Source organism: Herpetosiphon sp. NSE202, from assembly GCF_042688385.1.
Taxonomy (GTDB): Bacteria; Chloroflexota; Chloroflexia; order Chloroflexales; family Herpetosiphonaceae; genus Herpetosiphon.
Genome location: NZ_JBHUPY010000006.1, coordinates 209,825 through 230,231 on the forward strand (window position 1 = coordinate 209,825; position 20,407 = coordinate 230,231).

General features: G+C 50.8%; 15 protein-coding genes. 8 read left to right on the forward strand and 7 right to left on the reverse strand.

The features are described from left to right. Positions 1-18 precede the first annotated feature (18 nt). Positions 19-4,344, forward strand: a complete 4,326-nt coding sequence (locus ACFMKP_RS08830; protein WP_382291019.1) for an ATP-binding protein — start codon at positions 19-21, stop codon at positions 4,342-4,344. Between the two features lie 53 nt (positions 4,345-4,397). On the opposite strand, the gene ACFMKP_RS08835 is transcribed toward ACFMKP_RS08830, so the two are convergent. Next, positions 4,398-4,898, reverse strand: a complete 501-nt coding sequence (locus ACFMKP_RS08835) for a hypothetical protein (protein ID WP_382291021.1) — start codon at positions 4,896-4,898, stop codon at positions 4,398-4,400. A gap of 334 nt (positions 4,899-5,232) precedes the next feature. Here ACFMKP_RS08835 and ACFMKP_RS08840 point away from each other — a divergent pair, with 334 nt between their 5' ends. Then, the gene (locus ACFMKP_RS08840; protein ID WP_382291023.1) at positions 5,233-5,910 is read left to right on the forward strand and encodes a hypothetical protein; all 678 of its coding nucleotides are present in this window, start codon (positions 5,233-5,235) and stop codon (positions 5,908-5,910) included. Between the two features lie 44 nt (positions 5,911-5,954). Further along, positions 5,955-7,436 carry a flavin-containing monooxygenase gene (locus tag ACFMKP_RS08845; protein ID WP_382291025.1) on the forward strand — a complete coding sequence of 494 codons (1,482 nt, stop codon included), beginning with the start codon at positions 5,955-5,957 and terminating at the stop codon, positions 7,434-7,436. On the opposite strand, the gene ACFMKP_RS08850 is transcribed toward ACFMKP_RS08845, so the two are convergent. From ACFMKP_RS08850 to ACFMKP_RS08860, 3 genes are all read right to left on the reverse strand, one after another. Then, positions 7,437-8,903, reverse strand: a complete 1,467-nt coding sequence (locus ACFMKP_RS08850; RefSeq protein ID WP_382291027.1) for a cryptochrome/photolyase family protein — start codon at positions 8,901-8,903, stop codon at positions 7,437-7,439. 67 nt (positions 8,904-8,970) lie between these two features. Next, entirely contained in the window at positions 8,971-11,157 is a 2,187-nt protein-coding gene (locus ACFMKP_RS08855; RefSeq protein WP_382291029.1) for a reprolysin-like metallopeptidase, read from the reverse strand. Positions 11,158-11,291: 134 nt separating this feature from the next. Further along, the gene (locus ACFMKP_RS08860; RefSeq protein WP_382291031.1) at positions 11,292-11,801 is read right to left on the reverse strand and encodes a VOC family protein; all 510 of its coding nucleotides are present in this window, start codon (positions 11,799-11,801) and stop codon (positions 11,292-11,294) included. Between the two features lie 82 nt (positions 11,802-11,883). Here ACFMKP_RS08860 and ACFMKP_RS08865 point away from each other — a divergent pair, with 82 nt between their 5' ends. From ACFMKP_RS08865 to ACFMKP_RS08875, 3 genes are read left to right on the forward strand one after another with little or no spacing between them, the layout of a single operon-like run. Then, positions 11,884-12,849, forward strand: coding sequence for a helix-turn-helix transcriptional regulator (locus ACFMKP_RS08865; RefSeq protein WP_382291033.1), 966 nt, complete (start codon positions 11,884-11,886; stop codon positions 12,847-12,849). Positions 12,850-12,884: 35 nt separating this feature from the next. Then, positions 12,885-14,624, forward strand: coding sequence for an ABC transporter ATP-binding protein (locus ACFMKP_RS08870; protein ID WP_382291035.1), 1,740 nt, complete (start codon positions 12,885-12,887; stop codon positions 14,622-14,624). Further along, on the forward strand, positions 14,621-16,363 hold the full coding sequence (locus tag ACFMKP_RS08875; protein WP_382291037.1) for an ABC transporter ATP-binding protein: 1,743 nt from the start codon (positions 14,621-14,623) through the stop codon (positions 16,361-16,363). The genes ACFMKP_RS08870 and ACFMKP_RS08875 overlap by 4 nt, the downstream gene beginning before the upstream one ends. A 61-nt stretch (positions 16,364-16,424) precedes the next feature. Here the strand turns inward: ACFMKP_RS08875 and ACFMKP_RS08880 are convergent, their stop codons facing one another. Beyond that, the gene (locus ACFMKP_RS08880; protein ID WP_382291039.1) at positions 16,425-16,646 is read right to left on the reverse strand and encodes a hypothetical protein; all 222 of its coding nucleotides are present in this window, start codon (positions 16,644-16,646) and stop codon (positions 16,425-16,427) included. Between the two features lie 242 nt (positions 16,647-16,888). Here ACFMKP_RS08880 and ACFMKP_RS08885 point away from each other — a divergent pair, with 242 nt between their 5' ends. Beyond that, a complete protein-coding gene (locus tag ACFMKP_RS08885; RefSeq protein WP_382291041.1) occupies positions 16,889-17,455 on the forward strand; it encodes a hypothetical protein in 567 nt (188 codons plus the stop codon). Positions 17,456-17,510: 55 nt separating this feature from the next. On the opposite strand, the gene ACFMKP_RS08890 is transcribed toward ACFMKP_RS08885, so the two are convergent. Continuing rightward, entirely contained in the window at positions 17,511-18,599 is a 1,089-nt protein-coding gene (locus ACFMKP_RS08890) for a pyridoxamine 5'-phosphate oxidase family protein (RefSeq protein ID WP_382291043.1), read from the reverse strand. A gap of 215 nt (positions 18,600-18,814) precedes the next feature. On the opposite strand from ACFMKP_RS08890, the gene ACFMKP_RS08895 reads away from it, so the two are divergent. Further along, on the forward strand, positions 18,815-19,312 hold the full coding sequence (locus ACFMKP_RS08895; protein WP_382291045.1) for an SRPBCC family protein: 498 nt from the start codon (positions 18,815-18,817) through the stop codon (positions 19,310-19,312). Between the two features lie 63 nt (positions 19,313-19,375). On the opposite strand, the gene ACFMKP_RS08900 is transcribed toward ACFMKP_RS08895, so the two are convergent. Continuing rightward, positions 19,376-20,257: a GNAT family N-acetyltransferase gene (locus ACFMKP_RS08900; protein ID WP_382291047.1), complete on the reverse strand. Its 882-nt coding sequence runs from the start codon at positions 20,255-20,257 to the stop codon at positions 19,376-19,378. Between the last annotated feature and the right edge of the window lie 150 nt (positions 20,258-20,407).

Here is a 20,407-nt window from a genome sequence, read left to right on the forward strand (position 1 = left end):
TAATTGGAGAGAAGCAGAATGTCAATCAATGAGCACGAACTGCGGGCGGCAGCGATGCATCGCGAAAGCGCGCGCTTGCTTCAGCTGCGGTTAGCTGGCTTCGTCGGGCGAGTAGCCGAACAAGCAGCAATTAATCAGTTAATTGCCCAAACCCGCCCGACTGGCGGCTATGTCTTAGTGACGGGTGGCGCTGGCGAAGGCAAAAGCAGCCTCATTGCCCAATTAATTATGTACGCAGGCTTGGAGCACACGCCGCATCATTTTATTGCCCTCACCCCGGGCCGCGCCTATCAAATCGACTTGTTGCGTAGCATCGTTGCCCAATTAATGCTTAAACACAATCTGACCAATGGCTATTTTCCCGTTGACAGTTACCCTGCGTTGCGCTTGGAATTTGGGCGGATGCTGCAAACGCTCTCGGATAGCGGCATTGCCGAAACGATCTATCTTGATGGCTTGGATCAGCTGCAACCAGAAGTTGATGGTAGTCGCGATTTGACGTTTTTGCCCTTGCAGCTGCCGCCGGGGATTGTGATCGTGCTTGGTGCACGACCCAACGAGAGCTTTGCAAGCCTGGCGCTTGAGCAGGGCGTGATCTATAAGGTGCCGCCATTGAGCGAGGCCGATGCGATTACTCGTTGGCAAACGCTGCAATCAGCGCTTGACCCAGCCTTGTTGGGGCAATTAGCCGACTCGCTCAAGGGCAATGCCTTGTTGGTGGAGTTGGCAGCGCGGGCTATGAGCGAAATGCCTGCTGCCGAAGTCGTGCCCATTATCGATCAAAGCATTGCTGATCCGACCAATCTGTTTCGGTTGAGCTTGGCGCGGATTCAAGGCCTCGCGCCAACCGAATGGCACACGATCACACGGCCAATTTTGGCGGTTTTGTTGATGACGCACGAGCCATTACAGCCAGCCGTGCTCGCGGCACTGATCCACCAGCCAGTCGACGCGCTGACAGCACCGATTGTGCTGTTGTCAGGTTGGGTCAGTGTTGCCGCCGATCAGCGCTTAGCATTACAGCATTTGTTGTTTCACGATTATTTATTGCAGCATGAATTCAGCACTGCCGAACTGCGCGCATGGCATAGCCGCATGGCCGACTGGTGTGGGGCTGAGCTTGATGCAATTTGGCAGGATAGCAGCGAGCCAGTTGAACATGCGCGGCGCTGGTATGCGCGCCAGCACTATATCACCCATCTGGCGCAAGCAGAGCGTTGGGCTGACTTGTGGCAGGTGGTCGATGCAGGTGATTATGGGGCGCAGAAAATACGTTTTGAGCCAAGCACACGCTTGTATGGCCTCGATTTGGATCGGGCGCGCGAAAGTGTGATTGCGGCGGGCCAGAGCCTTGACCACCAGCTTGAATTGTTGCCGCGACTGTGGCGCTATAGCCTGCTGCGCACCAGCCTCACCAGCCATGCCGATCAATGGGATGATTATGTGTTTGTGATTTTGGCAGTGGTTGGACGGATAGCCGAAGCCTTGGCCCAGATTGAGATTTGCTCTGATCCAGAGCACCAAGTGCTTTTATGGGCTTGGATTGTGCCGTATGCAGAGCCAGCGCGTCGCTTGACGATTTTGCAGCGCATGGAGCAAGTTGCCCGCAGTATGCACGATCATCGAGAGCGTGATTATGCGCTGCATCAGCTTACGTTAGCCTATGCTGACAACGCCATGCAGGATCAGGCATTGTCAATTGCACGCACGCTTGACGATACTCGCGATCAAACCTTGGCTCATTTAGTCGAAACCGCAATTAATCAAGCTGATTTAGCCCAAGCTGCCAGCATTGTTAAGCAGATTCAAATTCCAAAGTATCGGCTTAAGAGTGCGCAGGTTTTGGCGACGGCGTTAATTGCGGTTGCTGAATTTGCGCAAGCACGCCAAGTATTGACTGAAACTATTCCCTTTGCTTATTCTGAGCATGTGGTCATACTCAACGCTATGCTGGCAACGGTCGAGTGGCGCGCTGGCAATCAGCAACAATCCCACGCATTATTAATTAAGGCCCACGCCAGAAACGAACGATTGAGCCGCGAAGCGCAACTCTTGGCGCTACCAGCGCTGATTAAGGGTTACTTGACTCAAGGGAATTTGCTCAAAGCTCGGAGTTTAGATACTCCAATCGAATCAGATCGTTTTCGGCATGAATTGGTTTTGATCTATATTGATTATGCTGATATAGCAACTGCGGTTGAGTTAGCGGCCACAATTACTCATTGGCATCGTAGCAATCTAGCCTATGCCGCGCTCGCTGAGTGGTACTGCACTCATGCAGAGCCTGATCGCGCCGAAACGATGATTCAACTGATTGTTGATCCGCATCAGCGGGTGAAATGCTATTGTTCGTTGGCCAGCAGCTATCGCAATTATGTGCAAATAGCGGAATTGCTGGAAGCCGTGCGACTAGAATTAGGCGAGATTGCCAAGAATTACAATACGGTAAAAAGTTTGCTGTGCATCGCCAATACCTATGCTGAGCACGCTATGCACGATCACGCCCATAGCACGTTTGAGCAGGCATTAGCTACCATAGTTGATACCGCTACATCAAGAGTACTGGTTAATGAGCACATGTATCTATTGCGACTGTTTGCTCAAATGGTCAAGCGTTATGAGTACGCTGATCTTTGTCAACAAGTAGTTCAAGCTGCCTTGTTAACTGGTCATCAAGCAGCTTTTGAATATTCTTTGCCGTTCGAAAAGGCCAAGATCTATCTCAACCATGGTGCTATTGATTCGGTGCGCCAGATTATTGATCATCATTCATCACCACATTGGGCGGTTAACCTTTTCCAAATGCTCGCAACCAAAGCCAGCGAGCAGCATAATTATTCCCTCGTGCAAAGCTATCTGCTTGCAGCTTTGCCCCACGCTCAAGCAGCCGATTCTGCCTATCATCAGATTCGCTTGCTCTGTGACCTTGCTACTATAGCCTTGAAGAGCGAGCTTGATGTGCTCGGTAAAACCATGCTTGACGAAGCTAGCCAACTGCTGGCAACGATCGAAGCTGAAAACGAGCAAACTTGGGCTGGATCGATGCTTGTGCAAAGCTACCATGCCTATGGGCTATTGGCCAATGCACTTTCCATTGTCCAATCTATGAGGAATCATGAATCTCAAACGAGAATCATAACCGAACTTAGCCATTGCTACGCCGCTCATGGTGAGCTTGAGCAATCCTATACCACACTTAATTTGGCGCAAGCCCAGCCTGAAACCTATGCTTGGAACCTATGCCAAATTGTCATTAAAAGCCATGAACAAGGCCTAGCCACCATTACCGCCCGATATTATAGTGAACTGCTTGCACTATGTAATGGATTGCATCGACCAGTTCAAGCGCTGAAATGGGTTTCCAACCTTGCACTTGCCCAAATCAACTATGGTGCTAATCAATATTTGATGAATCTCTTGGAAACTATTCGCAATGCCGATATAACAGGCTTGGCGGAATATGAATATATCGGAATGCTGTGTGAAATTGCTAAGGCCTACGCGAAGCAAGGCAATTACCCTGTATTTATTGATTGGTTGCGCTATGCGCATAGCATTACTCAATCGATTGTTACCCAAACCCGACCCAAAGTTGTTGCTTACCGCTACGTTGCGGCAACCTATATTAATCATGCTCCTGACGAAGATACCCAAGTATTTTTGACTGATCTGCTAAGCCTCGCCGATGGCATAAAACCAAGCAGCTATGCAGACGATCTGTTTAACTGCCTGACTGAGATTTGTACTGATTACGCAGTACGTGGCCATGCTGAGTTCTTTACCAAAGCCTATCAATATGCATTGCAGATTTCAGAGGTTCAGAAACGTGTGCAGGCGCTTAGAACGCTTGCGAATGGCTATGCCGATGTTGATAATCGGGTTGCACTCCAAGCGCTGATTGCTGAAATACACCAACTTGATTCTGATTTGGGGTTTGAAACTATCGCCATGACCTATGCCAAACGTGGCGATTTGGCCTTTGCTAAGGAGTTGATTATAAATGGCGAGCCTTGGGAAGAAAAAGATTTTGTCTTGGAATATTTAGTGCCAGCGTTATTGCAAGCTGCTGATCCTATTAGTGCCTATCAGCTTGTGCCGAGCTTTGATTCGCTAGCCAAACGAATCGAAGCCTTGCGCCAGATTGTTGCCTATTATGTTGAACAGCAACACATCGCCGAAAGTATCCAGCTTATTTATGCTGTATGGCGTAATTGCGCTGTTGCCGCTGAGCTATGGGAACTGCGCACAATCGTGGAAGCGCTTGATTCCACCAACCCTTGGCTCTCGATCGCTTTGCTCGATGGGGTTCCATGGGTCGAGCAGCAAGTTGAGCGTTATGGCTAAAGAGCACTGAGTCTCTAGCGCTGTAGGCATTCATCATTAATCACAACACCCGATTATGGCGTTGGCGTGCCTTCCAGTAACGGTGTGATCGTGACAACTTGGCCCTGCTGACAGTGCAGCTTTGATCGAAAACGGATGCTATTTAACTCCTGTTGTACACAGGGGCTAAACGTACAGAATTGCTTCCGTGTATCTTGATACGCATAGCGCTCAAATGACCGTTCGATTGGGTTCCAAGGTTGCCTATGATTTCCACGGAGTGCGTCAGGATATTTCTCGCGATAATTATCCGTTAAATATATGCGGTAGAGAAAGAACTGATCGCGACTAATGCGGCCTTCGGCAAAGGCTTGCCGCAAAATATCCATTGAATACATGGTTGTTTGCATGGCGCGTTGGGTGGCTATGGGCACGGGCACAATCGCATTGCCACACACATCGGTTGTGGTTGGGCGCGCGAACCATGTTTCGGGCAGGATGGCAACGATAATGATGCCGCTGAGCAGCAATCCAAGGCCGGCAAGCAACCAGCGCAGATATTTGATTTTGCCCATCAACGGCTTCCTTTCCTGACACTGCCCAACAGCATTGCTAACGCGCGCACATGTATGCTATGAACTGTTGCGCATCTGCCCACACCATGCTGCCTAATTAACCCAAATCTCTTTATGGGGGGATTGAGCATGAGTAGTGACGATTGCTATGAATTTGGCAACATTGATTGAGTTAGTCTATGGGGAAATCCCCTTCTTTCACGGTATAGGGTAGTTGATCGCGTGGGATTTGTCAATCATTTTTAAGTTTCAATTTTGGTATAGATTTGGTTGGGTTTAAATGCTGAAGGCAGCCGAAAAACCAGCAGCCAAGCGCAATTCGTAAAGGAGTATTATGCAGCCTAGTTATTACTTACGACGGCCTAGCTTGCCAAACGAGCCGAGCCAAATTGCCCAATTCGAGGCAATTTGGGCCACAATCGAAGCATCACCCACGCCAATCGACCTAACCGCGTTGGTTGATTCGCCACGCTGGCAATTTTTGGCCTATCTTGCAGAACACAAGCCAGTGCTGTTTCATGGCTCTGGCAACCCAAATTTGGCCACGCTTGTGCCACGTCAAGCAAGCGATATTGTCGAATTTGGCAATCAGTTGGCAGTGTATGCGGCCTCTGATGGCATTTGGCCCATTTTTTATGCCATCCTTGAGCGCGGCCAAGCAGAGGTTTCGTTGTTGAATGCCTGTTTTCGCAGCCTGAATGACGATGGGAGCTTCGCTGATCCCCATTATTTCTTCTCAATCGATGACCAAGCGCATCAGCGCCAGCCATGGCGGGTTGGCACGATTTACATTCTGCCGCAAGCTGGTTTCGTGGCCAAACCACGCAGTTATAAACGTGGCATGATGTTGCAAATTATGGAATGGGCGAGTGTGCACGAGGTTGCGCCAATTGCCAAACTTACGGTTGAACCCCACGATTTTCCGTTTCTCGATCAGGTGCGTAGCCACAATCTTGCAACCCTAATCGAGCGCGCTAACGCCAATCCCGATGGCTTTCCATGGCTTGAATAGCCCAACGCTTGGTATAATCGGCTATTGGTTTGATGAGGTTGGCAATGCAAACAATTGATTTTGATGTGTTGATTGTTGGGGCTGGTTTATCGGGCATTAGTGCAGCTTATTATCTGCAAACGCGCTGCCCAACTAAACGCTATGCCATTTTGGAAGGTCGCACGGCAATTGGCGGCACGTGGGATCTCTTTCGCTATCCTGGCATTCGCTCGGATTCGGATATGTACACGCTGGGCTACGCCTTTCGCCCTTGGCACAGCTCCAAGGCGATTGCCGATGGAGCCTCGATTTTGCAGTATATTCGCGAAACTGCCCAAATCTATGGCATTGATCAGCAGATTCGCTTTGGGCAGATGGTTCGGCGGGTTAGTTGGTCGTCGGAGCAAGCGCTGTGGACGGTCGAGGTTGAGCGCTTGGCTGAAGGTGATAGCGTGCAATATCGCTGTAATTTTCTCTACATGTGCGGCGGCTACTACGATTATAGCCAAGGCTACACCCCAGAATGGCCGAGTTTAAGCCAATTCCAAGGGCGGGTGGTGCACCCACAAGCTTGGCCACAGCAGCTCGATTATCGCGATCAACGAGTGGTTGTAATTGGCAGTGGCGCAACCGCAATTACTTTGGTGCCAGCAATGGCCAAGCACGCAGCCCATGTGACGATGCTCCAACGCTCGCCAAGCTATGTTGTGGCTCAGCCCGCTCATGATCAAAGTGCTGAGCGCATTCGGCGGTGGTTGCCAGCCAAATTGGCCTTTCATGTGATTCGCTGGCGCGCGATTATCCAAAGTATTTTCTATTATGTGTTGATGCGTAGTTTGCCGAGCATTGCCAAACGGGCATTGATCAAGATGGCGCAGCAGGAGCTTGGCACGAGCTACGATGCCAAACTGCACTTTACGCCAAATTACAATCCATGGGATCAACGGCTTTGTTTAGCGCCAGATGGCGATTTTTTCAAAGCCTTGAAAGCAGGCCAGGCCAGCGTTGTGACCGACCAGATCGCGCATTTCACCCCAACTGGCATTCAGCTTAAATCGGGCCAAGTGCTTAGCGCAGATCTAATTGTGACCGCTACTGGCCTGAATTTGCGCTTGCTCAGCGGGATTGAAGTGCTGGTTGATGGGCGCAAGGTCGAGCTGGGCACAACCCTGAATTACAAAGGCATGATGCTCAGCGATGTGCCTAATTTGGCTTTGGCCTTTGGTTATACCAACGCTTCGTGGACGCTCAAATGCGAATTAACCTCGATGTATGTGTGTCGTTTGTTGAAGCATATGGATCGCCATGGCTATGCGTATTGTGTGCCCAAGAATTTTAACCCAGCCATGGCCACTGAGCCAGCGCTGAATTTTACTTCCAGCTATGTGCAACGAGTGCTCAGCCATTTGCCACGCCAAGGCCGCAATCGTCCGTGGAAGCTTTATCAAAACTACCTGCTCGATTTGCTCATGTTGCGGCTGGGCACGCTTGATGATGGCAATATGGAGTTTTTGCGGCCTTGGCCAAGTCAACGTCAGGTTGAATAATTATTCCTCTGCTGGTTGTTGTAAGGCTTCGCGATAGGCGGCAAGTGCGCGTTCGCGCGCGAAGCCATGGTCAACCAACGGCGCTGGATAATCGCGGCCAATCACACAGCCAAGATGTTCTTGCAGGGTTTGCGGCATTGTCCATGGCTCGTGAATGTAGCGATCGGGCACGTTGGCTAGCTCGGGCACAAAGCGCCGAATGTATGTGCCTTGCGGATCGTGCTTTTTGCTCTGGGCAATTGGGTTGAAAATGCGAAAATAGGGCTGGGCCGATGGCCCGCTTGAGCCTGCTGCCCACTGCCAGCCACCATTATTAGCGGTCGGGTCTGCATCGCATAATTGCTGCATAAAATAGCGCTCGCCCCAACGCCAATCGATCAACAGATCTTTGACCAAAAACGAGGCGCTGATCATGCGCACTCGATTGTGCATCCACGCGGTTTGGTTGAGCTGGCGTTGGCCTGCATCGACAATTGGATAGCCAGTTTGGCCCTGTTGCCATGCGTTAAATTCGGCAGGATCGTTGCGCCATTCAATCTGGTCGTAGCGCGGATCGAGCGACTGTTTGAGCATCTGCGGATTGTGGTAGATCAATTGGGTGTAATAATCGCGCCATGCCAATTCCTTGATCCAAGTATCGACTCCTTGGCGCTGCTCGGCAGTAAGTGGCTCGGTCAGCAGATCGACGGCGCGTTGCAGACATTGGCGAATCGAAATGCTGCCCATGCGCAGATCGACCGAAAGCTGCGAGGTGCCAGTTTCGGCGGGCAGCTCGCGGGCGTGGTCATACTTCAAAACCGATAAACTGCGCCGCCGATCAAAAAATTGGCTCAAGCGCTGTTGGGCTGCTGCTTCGCCAACCGTAGGCAGGGTTTGCTGCAACTCAAAGCCTAAATCGGCCAAACTTGGGATTGGCAAGCTGCTTAAATCGCTTGCTGGGGGAACAAGCTTGGTCGGGGCTGGCACAAGTTGCTCGGCCTGCGCATAAGCCAATTCGCTCCAGCGCTTGACATATGAACCAAATACCAGATAGGGTTTTTGCTGGCCCTTGGTTTTTAGCCCTTCAGGCTCGACTAAAACGCTATCGTGAAACGAATGGGCTTGCAGGCCTGCTTGGCGCAGCCAGTGTTTGACCGCAGTGTCACGCTTAATTGCATAGGGCAGATAATCGCGATTCCAATATACGCCGCTGGCTTGAGTTTCGCGCACGAGGGTTTGCAATTCGGCCAGCGGTTGGCCATGGCGCACAATCAAGCGGCTGCCCAATTGGCGCAAATCGTGATCGAGCGCTGCGAGCATGGCGAGGGTCACGCCAGTTAAGGCTGCTCCCACATAGCCATCGTGCAAAATTGCATCATCTAAAATGAAAACTGGAATAACCTCGCCAGCGCTTGCCGCAACCGCAGCATGCAAGGCACGATGATCAGCCAAGCGTAAATCGCGCCGGAACCAACAAATAACAGGCATAAAAAAACTCCCCAACTGTACGCAGAATACTACGCACAATTGGGAAGTTGGATGGTTATTAATGAGCTTATTGCTTGCTTGCGATTGGCAAGTAGACCTTTTGCTCGCTTGGCGTTGGCGTGACGCTGACGCTTGGGGTAACGCTTGCGGTTGGCGTTGCAGTGTTGGTTGCGGTTGGGCTAACCGTTGCTGGCGTTGCGGTTGGCGTGCGGGTTGGGGTCGTGGTTGCCGTTGCCGTTGGCGTAATTGGCGTTGGCGTGATATTGACCCCGTTGATCGTAAAGTTGGCGTTGGAAATATCAAAGAAGATATTATCTGCACAACGTACTTTGATTCGCGCAGCTGGTGCATTGACGTTTGGTGCAACGACGGTTTCGCCGCCATCGTTGGGCGTATTACTTACCAAGGCGTTGAAGCTGGTGCCGCCATCAGTTGAGAGCAAAATATTCACATTGGCACAGTTAATTGGAGCCGCAGTGGTATTGGCTACATTCCAAGTGACGGTTTCGCTCGCATCGCCAGTCCAAGCAATTGCCGTATTTGGCGCAGTTACTTGGAAGGGGCCAGCGCTATTGTTGACCGTCAGCACTGCCGTATCCAAGCCATAGCCACCAGCCCCAGCGTGATTGTCACGCACGGTCAAGCGGAAGGTCAAGGTGCGGTTGGTGGTTGGCAATGCTTCGCCAATGGTGCTGGTGTTGTTCAAAATGTCGCTGAGCTTGGGCAGGGTTCGCACATTGCTCACCGTTGAATTGAAACTGCGGAAGATTGGGCGCGTGCCGTTATCAGTATTTGGTGGCGAAGCAGCCCCCAAATCATATTGTTCCCAATCGTAGGTCAGGCTATTGTCTTCTGCATCGGTTGCGTTGGCGGTCAATTCAAACGGAGTGTTAGCAGGAATCGTGTAATCGCTGCCAGCGTTGGCGACTGGTGGCGTATTGCCAGTTTGTTGGGTCGTGCCACAGCTTGCGCCGCCGCCAGTGGTGATGAAAGCCGAGATTTCTTCCAAGCTCTTGACGTGGAAATCAAAATCGCTGTTTGGTTGCAAGTTTTCGGAGCCACAAATCCCAGCATAGCCCATAATCGTTGAGCCGCTGCCTGGTTCGTAGGCCGCACCGCTTGAGCGATTGCCGCTACAGCTGCTAGTTGTACCGTTGAAGGTGTGGTTGCCACCAAATTGATGGCCAATTTCGTGGGCGACATAATCAACATCAAATGCGTCGCCAACTGGCGAGCCTGAGCCAGTTACGCCACGAGCCTTGTTGCTGGTTGAACAGACGGAGCGTAATGAGGCAACCCCACCGCCGCCAGTGCTGAACACGTGACCAATATCATAATTGGCGCTGCCAATGACGCTGGTTAAGTTAGTTTGGTTTTGGCCAAGCATGGTGCTGCCACTATTGTTGGTGTAGGGATCGCTGCTGGCGTTGGTATAAACAATCAGATCGTTATTGGCGATCAATTCCATGCGCACTGAAAGATCGCGTTCGTAGATGCCGTTGACGCGGTTCATGCTGGTGACGATTGCCGCCATTGCGCCGCTGACCGTGCCACCGTGGAAAGCAGTATATTCGCCAGTAGCGGCCATGGCCAAACGATAGGTGCGCAAGGTTTCGCCGATTGAATAGCGTTCTGGCACGGTTAATGGGGCGTTATCCAACAGATTTGGCTCAAAATCGATGCCGGTGCGTTCGGCCAACTTAGTGGGATCAGCTATAAAGTTACGGCTATCGTACACAATATAGTTGCTGGTGTCGTTGCGACTGTAGGGGTCGATAAAAATTCGACCTGACTCGCTCAAAATCATGCCATGAAAGCCGCGTGGCGTAAGATCAAGCCGCGCGCTGGTGGCTGGTTGATCGATTGATTGAGCCAAGAAGGTACGAATTTCAGGGAACTTGGCCGCCAAAGCTGGAGCCATAATTGGCGATTCGACGACTCGGAATTTGCCAAATTGGCCATTGGGCAAGGGCAAATCCAAAATCAGCCCCGATTTTTGAACTTTGGTTTGGGCTTCTTGGGGTACGCGGCTCAAGTGTTGTTCGAGCAAGGCCAAATCGAGGCTAACCGTGCGATAGACCGTTGGAATGATTTCGCGCGAGCCCTTTTGTTGAATGCTCTGTTCAGCAACATTCGCCCATAGCCCATCAGATGAGCTGACGCTGGGTGTGACCATTGCAGTTGCCGTGATCACACTAATCAGGGCAATACTCACCACTGCAAAAATGATCACCCATGAACGACCAAAACGCATAGATATTCCTTTCCACAAAACAGCAAGGTTTATTATACAACTAATTAAGTTGCTGCTAGTGTGGATTGGCTGATTGATTCATCCTTGCAGGATACTACCAAAATAAGGTAGTATCCCGCATTGCGTTGCACGAATTATTGGGCCTTAGGTTGGCCTAAACGAGGCATACATTCTATCAATGTTGTATAAATATAGGTTAATTCTGGCGATTCGGTATCCCAGCTATCACCTTCTGCTGAGCTTGATTCCCACGTCGGTTCAGCTTCGAGCACCTGATACACCCACCACAGATTGTGCCATGGGTCGAGGATGCGCGAGAATAGCTCGCCAAAAATTGGGGTTGGCTCGGTCACAATCGTGGCTCCATTGGCAACCGCGGTTTGCAACGTTTGGGTCAAATCGGCAACATAAATTTGCAAAAAGCTTGGTGTCCAAGGCCAATCGGGCTTGCGATCAACCACCATCAAGGTCGAATCGCCAATTTTAAATTCAGAGTGCAGCCAGAGGCCATCAGTATCAAGCGTATGGGCGGCCTCAACTGCTTGCGCCCCAAAAACCGTTTGCAGAAATTGGCTCAAGTGCTGAGCATCACTCGTAATAATAAATGGATTGACGGTGGCATAGCCTGCTGGTACATAGCTCATTATGCTGCTCCTTGCTATTGATTGATAGCCTGAGCATACAATAAAATTAGGACAGAATTGGCCCTAATTTGGAGCAATTACGATGTATTCACCAACGATGCGGCTTTTGGCTGTGCTCGAACTCTTGCAAGCACGCCAGCAGATTAGCGGGGCCGAGCTGGCCCAACGGCTTGATGTCAACCAGCGCACGGTGCGCCGCTATATTCAACAACTGCAAGATATGGGTATTCCGGTTGAGGCCGAACGCGGCATCTACGGTGCGTATCAGCTTAAGCCTGCTCAGCGCGTGCCCCCGCTCTTATTCAGCGAAGCGGAAACGCTGGCCTTAACCTTGGGCTTATTGACGATTCGCGAGTTGCAGTTTCCGGTTGAGCGGGCGATTGTTGAAACAACCTTAGCCAAGATTGAACGGGTATTACCAGCGCATTTAATTCACCATGCGCGGGCAATTCAGGCGGCGATTAGCATTCAGCATGACTTTCATCGCCAGCGGATCGAGCCTGCTTGGCTGATGCAATTGAGTTTGGCGGTGCTGCATCAGCAACAAGTGCAGCTTGAATATAGCTCCTATAGCGAGCAGTTAAGTACCCGCAGTATCGACCCATATGGGATTGTGTTTAATGAGGGAGCGTGGTATGTGGTTGGCTATTGCCATTTGCGCAGCGCCATGCGGATTTTTCGCCTTGATCGGATTCGCAGCCTAACTCCGTTAACCACCAATTTCGAGCGCCCAACCTCAATCAATATTGTCGATACGCTGCTGGCCGCCTTGAATAATGTCAATGATCAACAGCAGGTTGAAGTATTGCTCAAAACAAGTCTTGATCATGCCCAGCAATTGATTGCGCCGCAAATCGCGACGCTGGAAGCAACGGCGCAGGGCGTGCTGTTACGGCGGGCCGCAGTGCATCTGGAGTGGGTAGCGTTTTTGCTGCTGGAGCTTGATGTGCCGTTGGTTGTGTTGCAACCACCAGCATTACGCAGCCTGATTCAGCGGATGGCAACCAAGGCCTTGGCCATGCTGGAGCCGCTTGATCCAATAGATTGATGAGTGAATTGGCCAATTGATGAAAGGAAGAATTGATGCAGTTTCCTTTGCTGCGCTATCGCCGCCTGCTGAGCACCTATTTGCGCCCCCAACGAGCGTGGGTGTTCGGTTTGGCTGGGTTAGTTTTTGGCGGGATCGGCGTGCAATTGCTCAACCCACAGCTGATGCGCAACTTTTTGGATGCAGCTTTAGCAGCCCAGCCATTAGCACAGCTCATCACCCTTGCAATGCTTTTTATGAGCCTCGCTTTTGGCCAACAGCTTTTAGCTTTGGCGGCAGTGTATCTGAGCGAAAACATTGGTTGGACGGCAACCAATGCCTTACGAGCCGACCTAGTTGCCCATTGTTTGCGCTTGGATAGTCGCTTTCATGCCGAAAAAACGCCAGGCGAGTTGATCGAGCGCATCGATGGCGATATTACCAGTTTGGCCAACTTTTTTAGCCAATTTATTATTCAATTGCTTGGCAATGGCTTGTTGTTGTTGGGAATTATCGTGCTTTTGGCCTTGGAAGATTGGCGGGTAGCCCTCGGCCTAATCGTGTGTGTGGCAGCTGGAATTGGCCTTTTGCAAAAAATGCAGCGGGTTGGCGTGCCACGCTGGGGCGAATCGCGCCAAGCAAGCGCTGAACTTTTTGGCTTTTTAGAAGAACGCTTAGCGGCAACTGAAGATATTCGCGCAAGCGGCGCACGTAATTATGTGCTGCAACAGCTGTATCGGCATATGCACAAGCTCTATCACAAAACCCGCAGCGCCGAGTTGGCGACCGCTTGGCTCTACAATGCTGGCCAATCGATGTTTATTCTTGCCAGTGGCTTAGGCTTGGGCATTGGCATCTACCTTTATCAACAACAGCAGACGACGCTTGGCGGCGTGTATCTGATTACCGCGTATATTGGCTTACTTACCACACCGCTTGATCAAATTTTGCGCCAAATTCAGGAGTTTCAAAAAGCCAGCGCTAGTATTATCCGCATTGATGCGTTGCGCCAAGAACAGCCAACAATTATCGATGGTACAACCGCAACGCTGCCACAGCAGGCGCTTGATGTTCAGTTTGATCAGGTTTTGTTTGGCTACAGCGCCGATGCACCGATTTTGCACGCACTCTCGTTTGAATTGCCAGCAGGCCAGATTTTGGGTGTATTAGGCAGAACTGGCAGCGGCAAGAGCAGCCTGATTCGCCTGTTGCTGCGCTTGTATGATCCTCAACAAGGCAGCATTCGCTTAGGCGGCACCGATATTCGGAACACCAGTTTAAGCACTTTACGCCGCTCAATCGGCTTTGTGACCCAAGATGTCCAACTGTTTCAAGCTAGTGTGCGCGAGAATCTGCGTTTGTTTGATCAAGCGATTGCTGACCAATCATTGCTTGATAGCGTAGCAACCTTGGGTTTAACGCCGTGGTTGCAGAGCCTTGAGCATGGCTTGGATACAATTATTCAACCAAATGGGCTTTCTGCTGGCCAAGCGCAACTTTTGGCCTTTGGGCGCATTCTGCTCAAAAATCCACGCTTAATTATTCTTGATGAAGCCTCGTCGCGGCTTGACCCTGCGAGCGAAGTAATTGTCGAACGGGCCTTAGATCGGCTGCTTGCAGGCCGCACGACGATTATCATTGCCCATCGTTTGGCAAGCTTGCAGCGCGCCGACAAGATTCTAGTGCTTGAGCATGGCCGAATTCGCGAGTTTGGGTCGCGACAAGCATTGCTGCAAAATCCCCAATCGCAGTATCGCCAACTGGTGCAGCATGGCATAACGGAGGTGTGGCAATGAAGCCCTGGCAATTAATGCTGCGCTTGATGCGCTATCGGCCTGCACTCTATGGCTTTGGTGTGTTCATTTGGAGCATCTTTTTTATGTGGCCGTTATTGCCTGGCTTGATCAATCGGGCAATCTTCGATCAATTGAGTGGTGCGGCTCCGGCGGTCTTTGGCATCTGGACGCTGGTAGCACTGTTGGTTACCAGCGAATTGAGCCGCCGTTTGTTGACCCAACTTGGCACGGCCATGGATATTGCGGTGCAATACAACATCGCTGGCTTATTGCGCAAAAATATGCTCAAGCGAATTTTGGCTCAGCCAGGTGCTCAAGCCTTGTATGAATCGTCGAGTTCAGCAATCAACAGCTTCCGTGATGATGTTGAAGAAATTCTGACCTTCAGCGTTTGGTTGCTCGATGTGCTTGGTCATGTGCTGTTTAGTGTGATTGCCGTGGCCATTTTGTTGAACATCGATCTGCGCATAACCTTGGTTATTTTGATTCCTTTATTGATTGTGATTTCGGCTTTTACGGTTGCCAACCAACGAATTCAGCGCTTTCGCAAGGCCAGCCGCGCCGCTACGAGCAACGTCTCGCATTTTCTTGGCGAGCTGTTTGGCGCAATCCAAACGATCAAAGTTGCCAACGCCGAAACAGCAGTGGTTGCGCATTTTCAGCAGCTCAACGATCAACGGCGGCAGGTGATGGTTAAGGATCGGGTTTTTACTGCGCTGCTCAATTCGGTCTACGCCACCACAATTAGCCTTGGTACGGGCATGATTTTGCTCTTAGCTGGCGAGGCAATGCGCACTGGCAATTTTAGCGTTGGTGATTTCTCACTGTTTGTCTACTATTTTGCCATGGTCACCCGCTTGCCCTCGTTGATTGGTTTGTTGCTGACCCACTATAAACAGGCTGGGGTTTCGTTTCAACGCATGCAAAGCTTATTAAATGCTGCTCCTGCTGCGGCATTGGTTGAGCATGGGCCGATTGCCCCCGATTCGGCTGCCGATTTTAGCCCAACCAGCGTTTTGCCCAACCTGCAACGGCTTGCAGTTCAAAACTTGAGTTATTGCTATCCACAAAGCCAAGCAGGCATCCAAGCAATTAATTTCGGTATCGAGCATGGCCAATTTGTGGTTCTCACTGGCAAAATTGGCGCTGGCAAAACCACGTTGTTACGAGCCTTGCTCGGGCTTGTGCCTGCCAGCGGAACCATTACATGGAATGATCAGGCTATCGCGCACCCCGCTGAACAGCTGATTCCCCCAAATTGCGCCTATACGCCGCAAGTGCCACGCTTATTCAGCGGCTCGTTGCATGAAAACATCAGTTTAGGCTTGAACCTCGATGAAATACAGCGAGCGCAAGCAATTAAGACGAGTATGCTCGAAGCTGATGTAGCCAGCATGCCCGCTGGCTTTGCGACTGAGCTTGGTGCGCGTGGGATGCGCTTATCGGGCGGCCAACTGCAACGCACGGCACTGGCGCGTATGCTGGTTCGTCAAAGCCAATTAATGGTCGTCGATGATTGTTCGAGTGCCTTGGATTCAACCACTGAACGCCAACTTTGGCAAGGGTTGCGGCAACTGCCAAGCACATGGCTGGTCGTTTCGCATCGCCGTGCGTTGTTGCAGCTTGCTGATTGGGTGATTGTGCTGGATGCTGGGCGAATTGCCGCCCAAGGCCGCTTGGATGATCTGTTGCAAACCTCGCCAGTTATGCAGGAATTGTGGCAAACTGAAGCCCCATAAGCTATTTTTTTGCTTAAGGTTTGGTAGATTTTAATGAAGATAAATCTGCTAGGCAAACTAATTAATCAAATGATTGATTATTCATCTGCGCCAACAGCCAGGCGTGGATCGACTCGGCGAGGGCTACATTTTGCGCTAAATAATGATGTAGCAAATCACAATATGCTTGTTGTGCTGGCTCGACATGCGGCGTAATTGCCTGCAAAAGCTGAAGCGCAGCCTGAGAGCGATGGCGTAATTCATGGTCAATTTCGGCGATCAATGCGATTGGATTCGAATCCATTGAAGCTCCTTACTGAGCGAGAAACCAGCATAAAATTTAGCACAATCTGCTGATTAAACAGCGCTTGATCAAAGGTAAGCGACGTGTTCTCCTGTGGTTGTCGACTCTTAACTTAGCAATGCTGCTTTCGATTATATACTGCATACATCGATAACAAACAACGTTCGAACAGCGAAATCGATAACAAACACAATTCAAACAGCGGTGCGATATACAACAACATTCAAATATAGGGGGATGTTATGAAAGCCTTACGTTTGTTTCCTAAACTGGTCATTGTCGTCGGAATCATCTTTGCCTTAGGTGGCGCAGTGACGATGGGGGCCGGCATCTATATCAATAATTTTGTTGGCGATAAACTTGAAGCGCAACAAATCACGACACCTGAAGATGCATCGATTCCAAATGCACCAGTCAACGATATTGCAACTGCTTTGAGCATGGCCGACATCATTCAACACCACGCTGCTGATAGCTCACAAGGTCTATCGTATGCGCAAATGGGTCGCTTCTCGACTCCCGATGGCGCACCAGCTGGTACGAACAACGCTGAAGAAGCTTTGAAAGATGCGAACGGCAAGCCAGTTGCCAACCAAGCTCGTAACACGCAATTGACGGCTGCTGGGCTTGTGACTTCACTGAGCCTTTCAGCAATGGCGCTTGGCGCTTCGTATGGCGCAATCGCCCTTGGCCTTGGCTTCTTGGTTCTCGGCATCATTGTTACTGGCCTTGGTTATGCCTTACTAGGCTTGATTACGCCAGAAGTTGCCAAACGCTTCGGCCTGCAACCAGTCGCAGCAAACAAATAACCTTTCAAGTTGCAAGCCAAAGCCCGCCAGTCATAACGACTGGCGGGCTTGTTGTTTAATAGCCTTCGTTCGTAAGCGATTGTTGGTAGGCTTGGCGCACGCTTGGGCTGATGCTTGCTTCGCCAGCAGCAACGGTTAATTCTTGATCAACCTCCTGATTAAGCGCTGCTTGAGCTGCATAGTGCTTGTTTTTGGTGATGTGGCGGGCGACGATTGCCAACAAATTGGGAGTTGGCAATTCAGCTTGGGCCGCTTGGCTAGATGCATCCCAAAGCTTGGCTTGCTGCAAGGCTGAGTTGGTTTGTAATCTGATGTGTTGCACTTTAATCACAAAGGCTGCATGGGGTGGTTTTTCGCCCAAGGCCATGCTTGCACACAGCGCCAGATCATCGGTGAGATAGCCAGTGCCATTGATGTGCAACACTTCCTCACGGCCTGGAACCAAAAATGCTAGCCCAATCTGGGCCGATTGCAACAGATTGCGCACGGTGTCTGCTCGCTGGTTGCCTTTGCGATCAGCAATCGCCAGCGTTTGGCCATCAAGCACCCGCACAAATCCCATTCGATCGCCTTTGGGGCTGGTATCGCTGCCGCCGCTGGCATCCCACGATGAAAGCAGCACAAACGGCGATTGCGCCAAAAATTGGCTAATCTGAGGATCATTGAGGCTGGTTGCGCTGGGCTGAGGGATACAATTACTTGACGTAATCGTTGTGCTTACATCAAAAAGTTTTGAGCGCAAAATACACTTGGCACAATGCACAAACGCCTCTTCTACCGCAATTGTTACCTGGCTTAGCGTAATTTCAGCCAGCTGGCCATTGACCCGCAGCGTTTCGCCGTGGGTTCCTGGGAGAAAGAAGAGCAACGAAACACTGGGATAGTGCTCGGAGAGCGCGAGCGTGCTTGGGCGATCAAAGGTTATTTGGGTTGCTGATTCGGCCCGCATAAAGCCAGCAGTTCCGCCAATCACCGTTGTATGCGGCTGGCCTGCTGGATCGCGAAAGCCCAAGCCAGCGATAGGCGCAATCGCCAGAATCGCAAGGCAATCATCGTCGAGGCTTGTAACCGTTTTCATCAAAACCAATTCGTTGGGTGAGCCAATCAGCGCTTCAACCTCGCTGACAGTCGTTATCCGGCGCATATGTATTCCTTTATTGATGCAGTTATGGAGGGCAATAGTGCACATCACAATCATCCATAATCATCGATGCTGAGTACGATAAGCGATGTGCAGCGATTTGGCGAGGACAATAGTCGCCAAAACTAGCGCTAAACACTTGTATTTTACGAACATATGATCTCATAATGAAGCCGCTGAGCAGAGAGCATCGATTGGATCTTATGAAGGAGCAACCAATGAGTGAGCTACAGATCAGCCAAAATCCAGATTCAAAAACTGGCATGGTGATTCGTAAACCGATTGAAGTGGTGTTTGAGGCGCTCATCAACCCTGCAATAACTACTCAATTTTGGTTTACTGCCAGCAGTGGTTGGCTTGAGCAGGGCAAAACGGTTACATGGGAATGGGCTATGTATGCTGTCGCGGTTGAGGTAACGTCGCTTGTCGTTGAGCCACCAACCAAACTTGTGCTTGAATGGCCTGGCTATGTTGGCATAACTCAGGTTACTTGGTCATTGCAGCCGCAGCCCAACCAAACAACCTTTGTTGAGGTTGCTGAAACCGGCTTTAGCGGAACAGCTGAATCTATTCAGCAACAAGTGGTTGATTCAACCGAAGGCTTTTGTTTGGTTCTGGCAGGGCTGAAGGCGTGGCTTGAACATGGCATTGCCCTCAACTTGGTTGCTGATCGCTTTCCTGCTGGTTACCATAATGCCCATGAGCACAGCAATTAATCGTCATCTTGCAAAAATTTGCCCCTTGCTAGGAGCGAAAAAGCAAGGGGCAAAGCTGCTGTTTTATTGATTGAGCTGAAGCACAGCAAATGGCTCGCCAAACGGCTGCTCGTCGGTTTCGACAAAGCCTAGCGATTGATACAAGCGGCGGGCGACATGATTATTATCTTCATAACTAACCGCTACTGAGCTGCCACCTGCGGCGCGAATGGTGGCCAGCATGTGTTGAATTGCTGCGCGCCCATAACCCCGACCTTGAAATTTTGCATCAATCAAGAGCCGCAGTAGCCCCCAGCCATAGACTGGATCATTGCCATACATCATGAAGCCAACCAGCGTTTCATCGGCGTAGATGCCGTGGGTTTCCCAATGTGGCTCGAAGCGCGATTGAACTAACGAGGCTGCGGTGCTGGCGACAAACTGCTGCTGATGCGGCGCGATGCTTAATCCCAAACAAGCCCGTGCGTTGGCGAGGGTAATTGGTTGCAGCGTAATTGTTGCGTTTGGCGTGGGATGTGGCGGCAATGCCAACGTCACAGTTATTGCTCCCGCTGCATCGCTTAGGATAACTTGCGCACCTAAGGCTGTCCAAAATTGTTGAGCCACTTGATTGCTGGCTGGATAGGCTGCATTCAAATGCTGAATGATATAGTCGGCTGCGCGCTCCGTAAGCAAGGCGGCGATTGTCGCGTGGCCATAGCCCTGTCGTCTCAATTGTGGAACGATGATGAGATCGTACAGCCACCAGCGACCATCAGCAATCGCCGTGCCTTCGACTACCACTCCAATCAGCTGCTGCGCTTCCTGTTCAACGATGGCGCGAATTTGGGCATTTGGAATGATTATGGCGTTTGCATAGGCCCGCGTGATCGCTGCCTGTTCAGCATCGATGGTGGCTAGCGTATCAACCATTGCCAGCGTGAGTGGTTGCAATTGAATTTGCATTGTGATTGCTCCTTTGTCCGCTCCAACAAAAAGGGGACGGCATCAACAGACCCGTAGGTCTATGTGATGGCCGTCCCCAAAATTGGTAGTCGGAATTCAATTAGTAAACGCATGCTACACCGAGCAAAACTGTTGTGTCAAGCACTTAAA

Coding starts and splice junctions, on each gene's coding strand:
- ACFMKP_RS08860 (WP_382291031.1), bottom strand. CDS start 11,801: ATGAGCTATGTACCAGCAGGCTATGCCACCGTCAATCCATTTATTATT.
- ACFMKP_RS08855 (WP_382291029.1), bottom strand. CDS start 11,157: ATGCGTTTTGGTCGTTCATGGGTGATCATTTTTGCAGTGGTGAGTATT.
- ACFMKP_RS08865 (WP_382291033.1), top strand. CDS start 11,884: ATGTATTCACCAACGATGCGGCTTTTGGCTGTGCTCGAACTCTTGCAA.
- ACFMKP_RS08890 (WP_382291043.1), bottom strand. CDS start 18,599: ATGCGCCGGATAACGACTGTCAGCGAGGTTGAAGCGCTGATTGGCTCA.
- ACFMKP_RS08840 (WP_382291023.1), top strand. CDS start 5,233: ATGCAGCCTAGTTATTACTTACGACGGCCTAGCTTGCCAAACGAGCCG.
- ACFMKP_RS08880 (WP_382291039.1), bottom strand. CDS start 16,646: ATGGATTCGAATCCAATCGCATTGATCGCCGAAATTGACCATGAATTA.
- ACFMKP_RS08850 (WP_382291027.1), bottom strand. CDS start 8,903: ATGCCTGTTATTTGTTGGTTCCGGCGCGATTTACGCTTGGCTGATCAT.
- ACFMKP_RS08875 (WP_382291037.1), top strand. CDS start 14,621: ATGAAGCCCTGGCAATTAATGCTGCGCTTGATGCGCTATCGGCCTGCA.
- ACFMKP_RS08870 (WP_382291035.1), top strand. CDS start 12,885: ATGCAGTTTCCTTTGCTGCGCTATCGCCGCCTGCTGAGCACCTATTTG.
- ACFMKP_RS08835 (WP_382291021.1), bottom strand. CDS start 4,898: ATGGGCAAAATCAAATATCTGCGCTGGTTGCTTGCCGGCCTTGGATTG.
- ACFMKP_RS08900 (WP_382291047.1), bottom strand. CDS start 20,257: ATGCAAATTCAATTGCAACCACTCACGCTGGCAATGGTTGATACGCTA.
- ACFMKP_RS08885 (WP_382291041.1), top strand. CDS start 16,889: ATGAAAGCCTTACGTTTGTTTCCTAAACTGGTCATTGTCGTCGGAATC.
- ACFMKP_RS08895 (WP_382291045.1), top strand. CDS start 18,815: ATGAGTGAGCTACAGATCAGCCAAAATCCAGATTCAAAAACTGGCATG.
- ACFMKP_RS08830 (WP_382291019.1), top strand. CDS start 19: ATGTCAATCAATGAGCACGAACTGCGGGCGGCAGCGATGCATCGCGAA.
- ACFMKP_RS08845 (WP_382291025.1), top strand. CDS start 5,955: ATGCAAACAATTGATTTTGATGTGTTGATTGTTGGGGCTGGTTTATCG.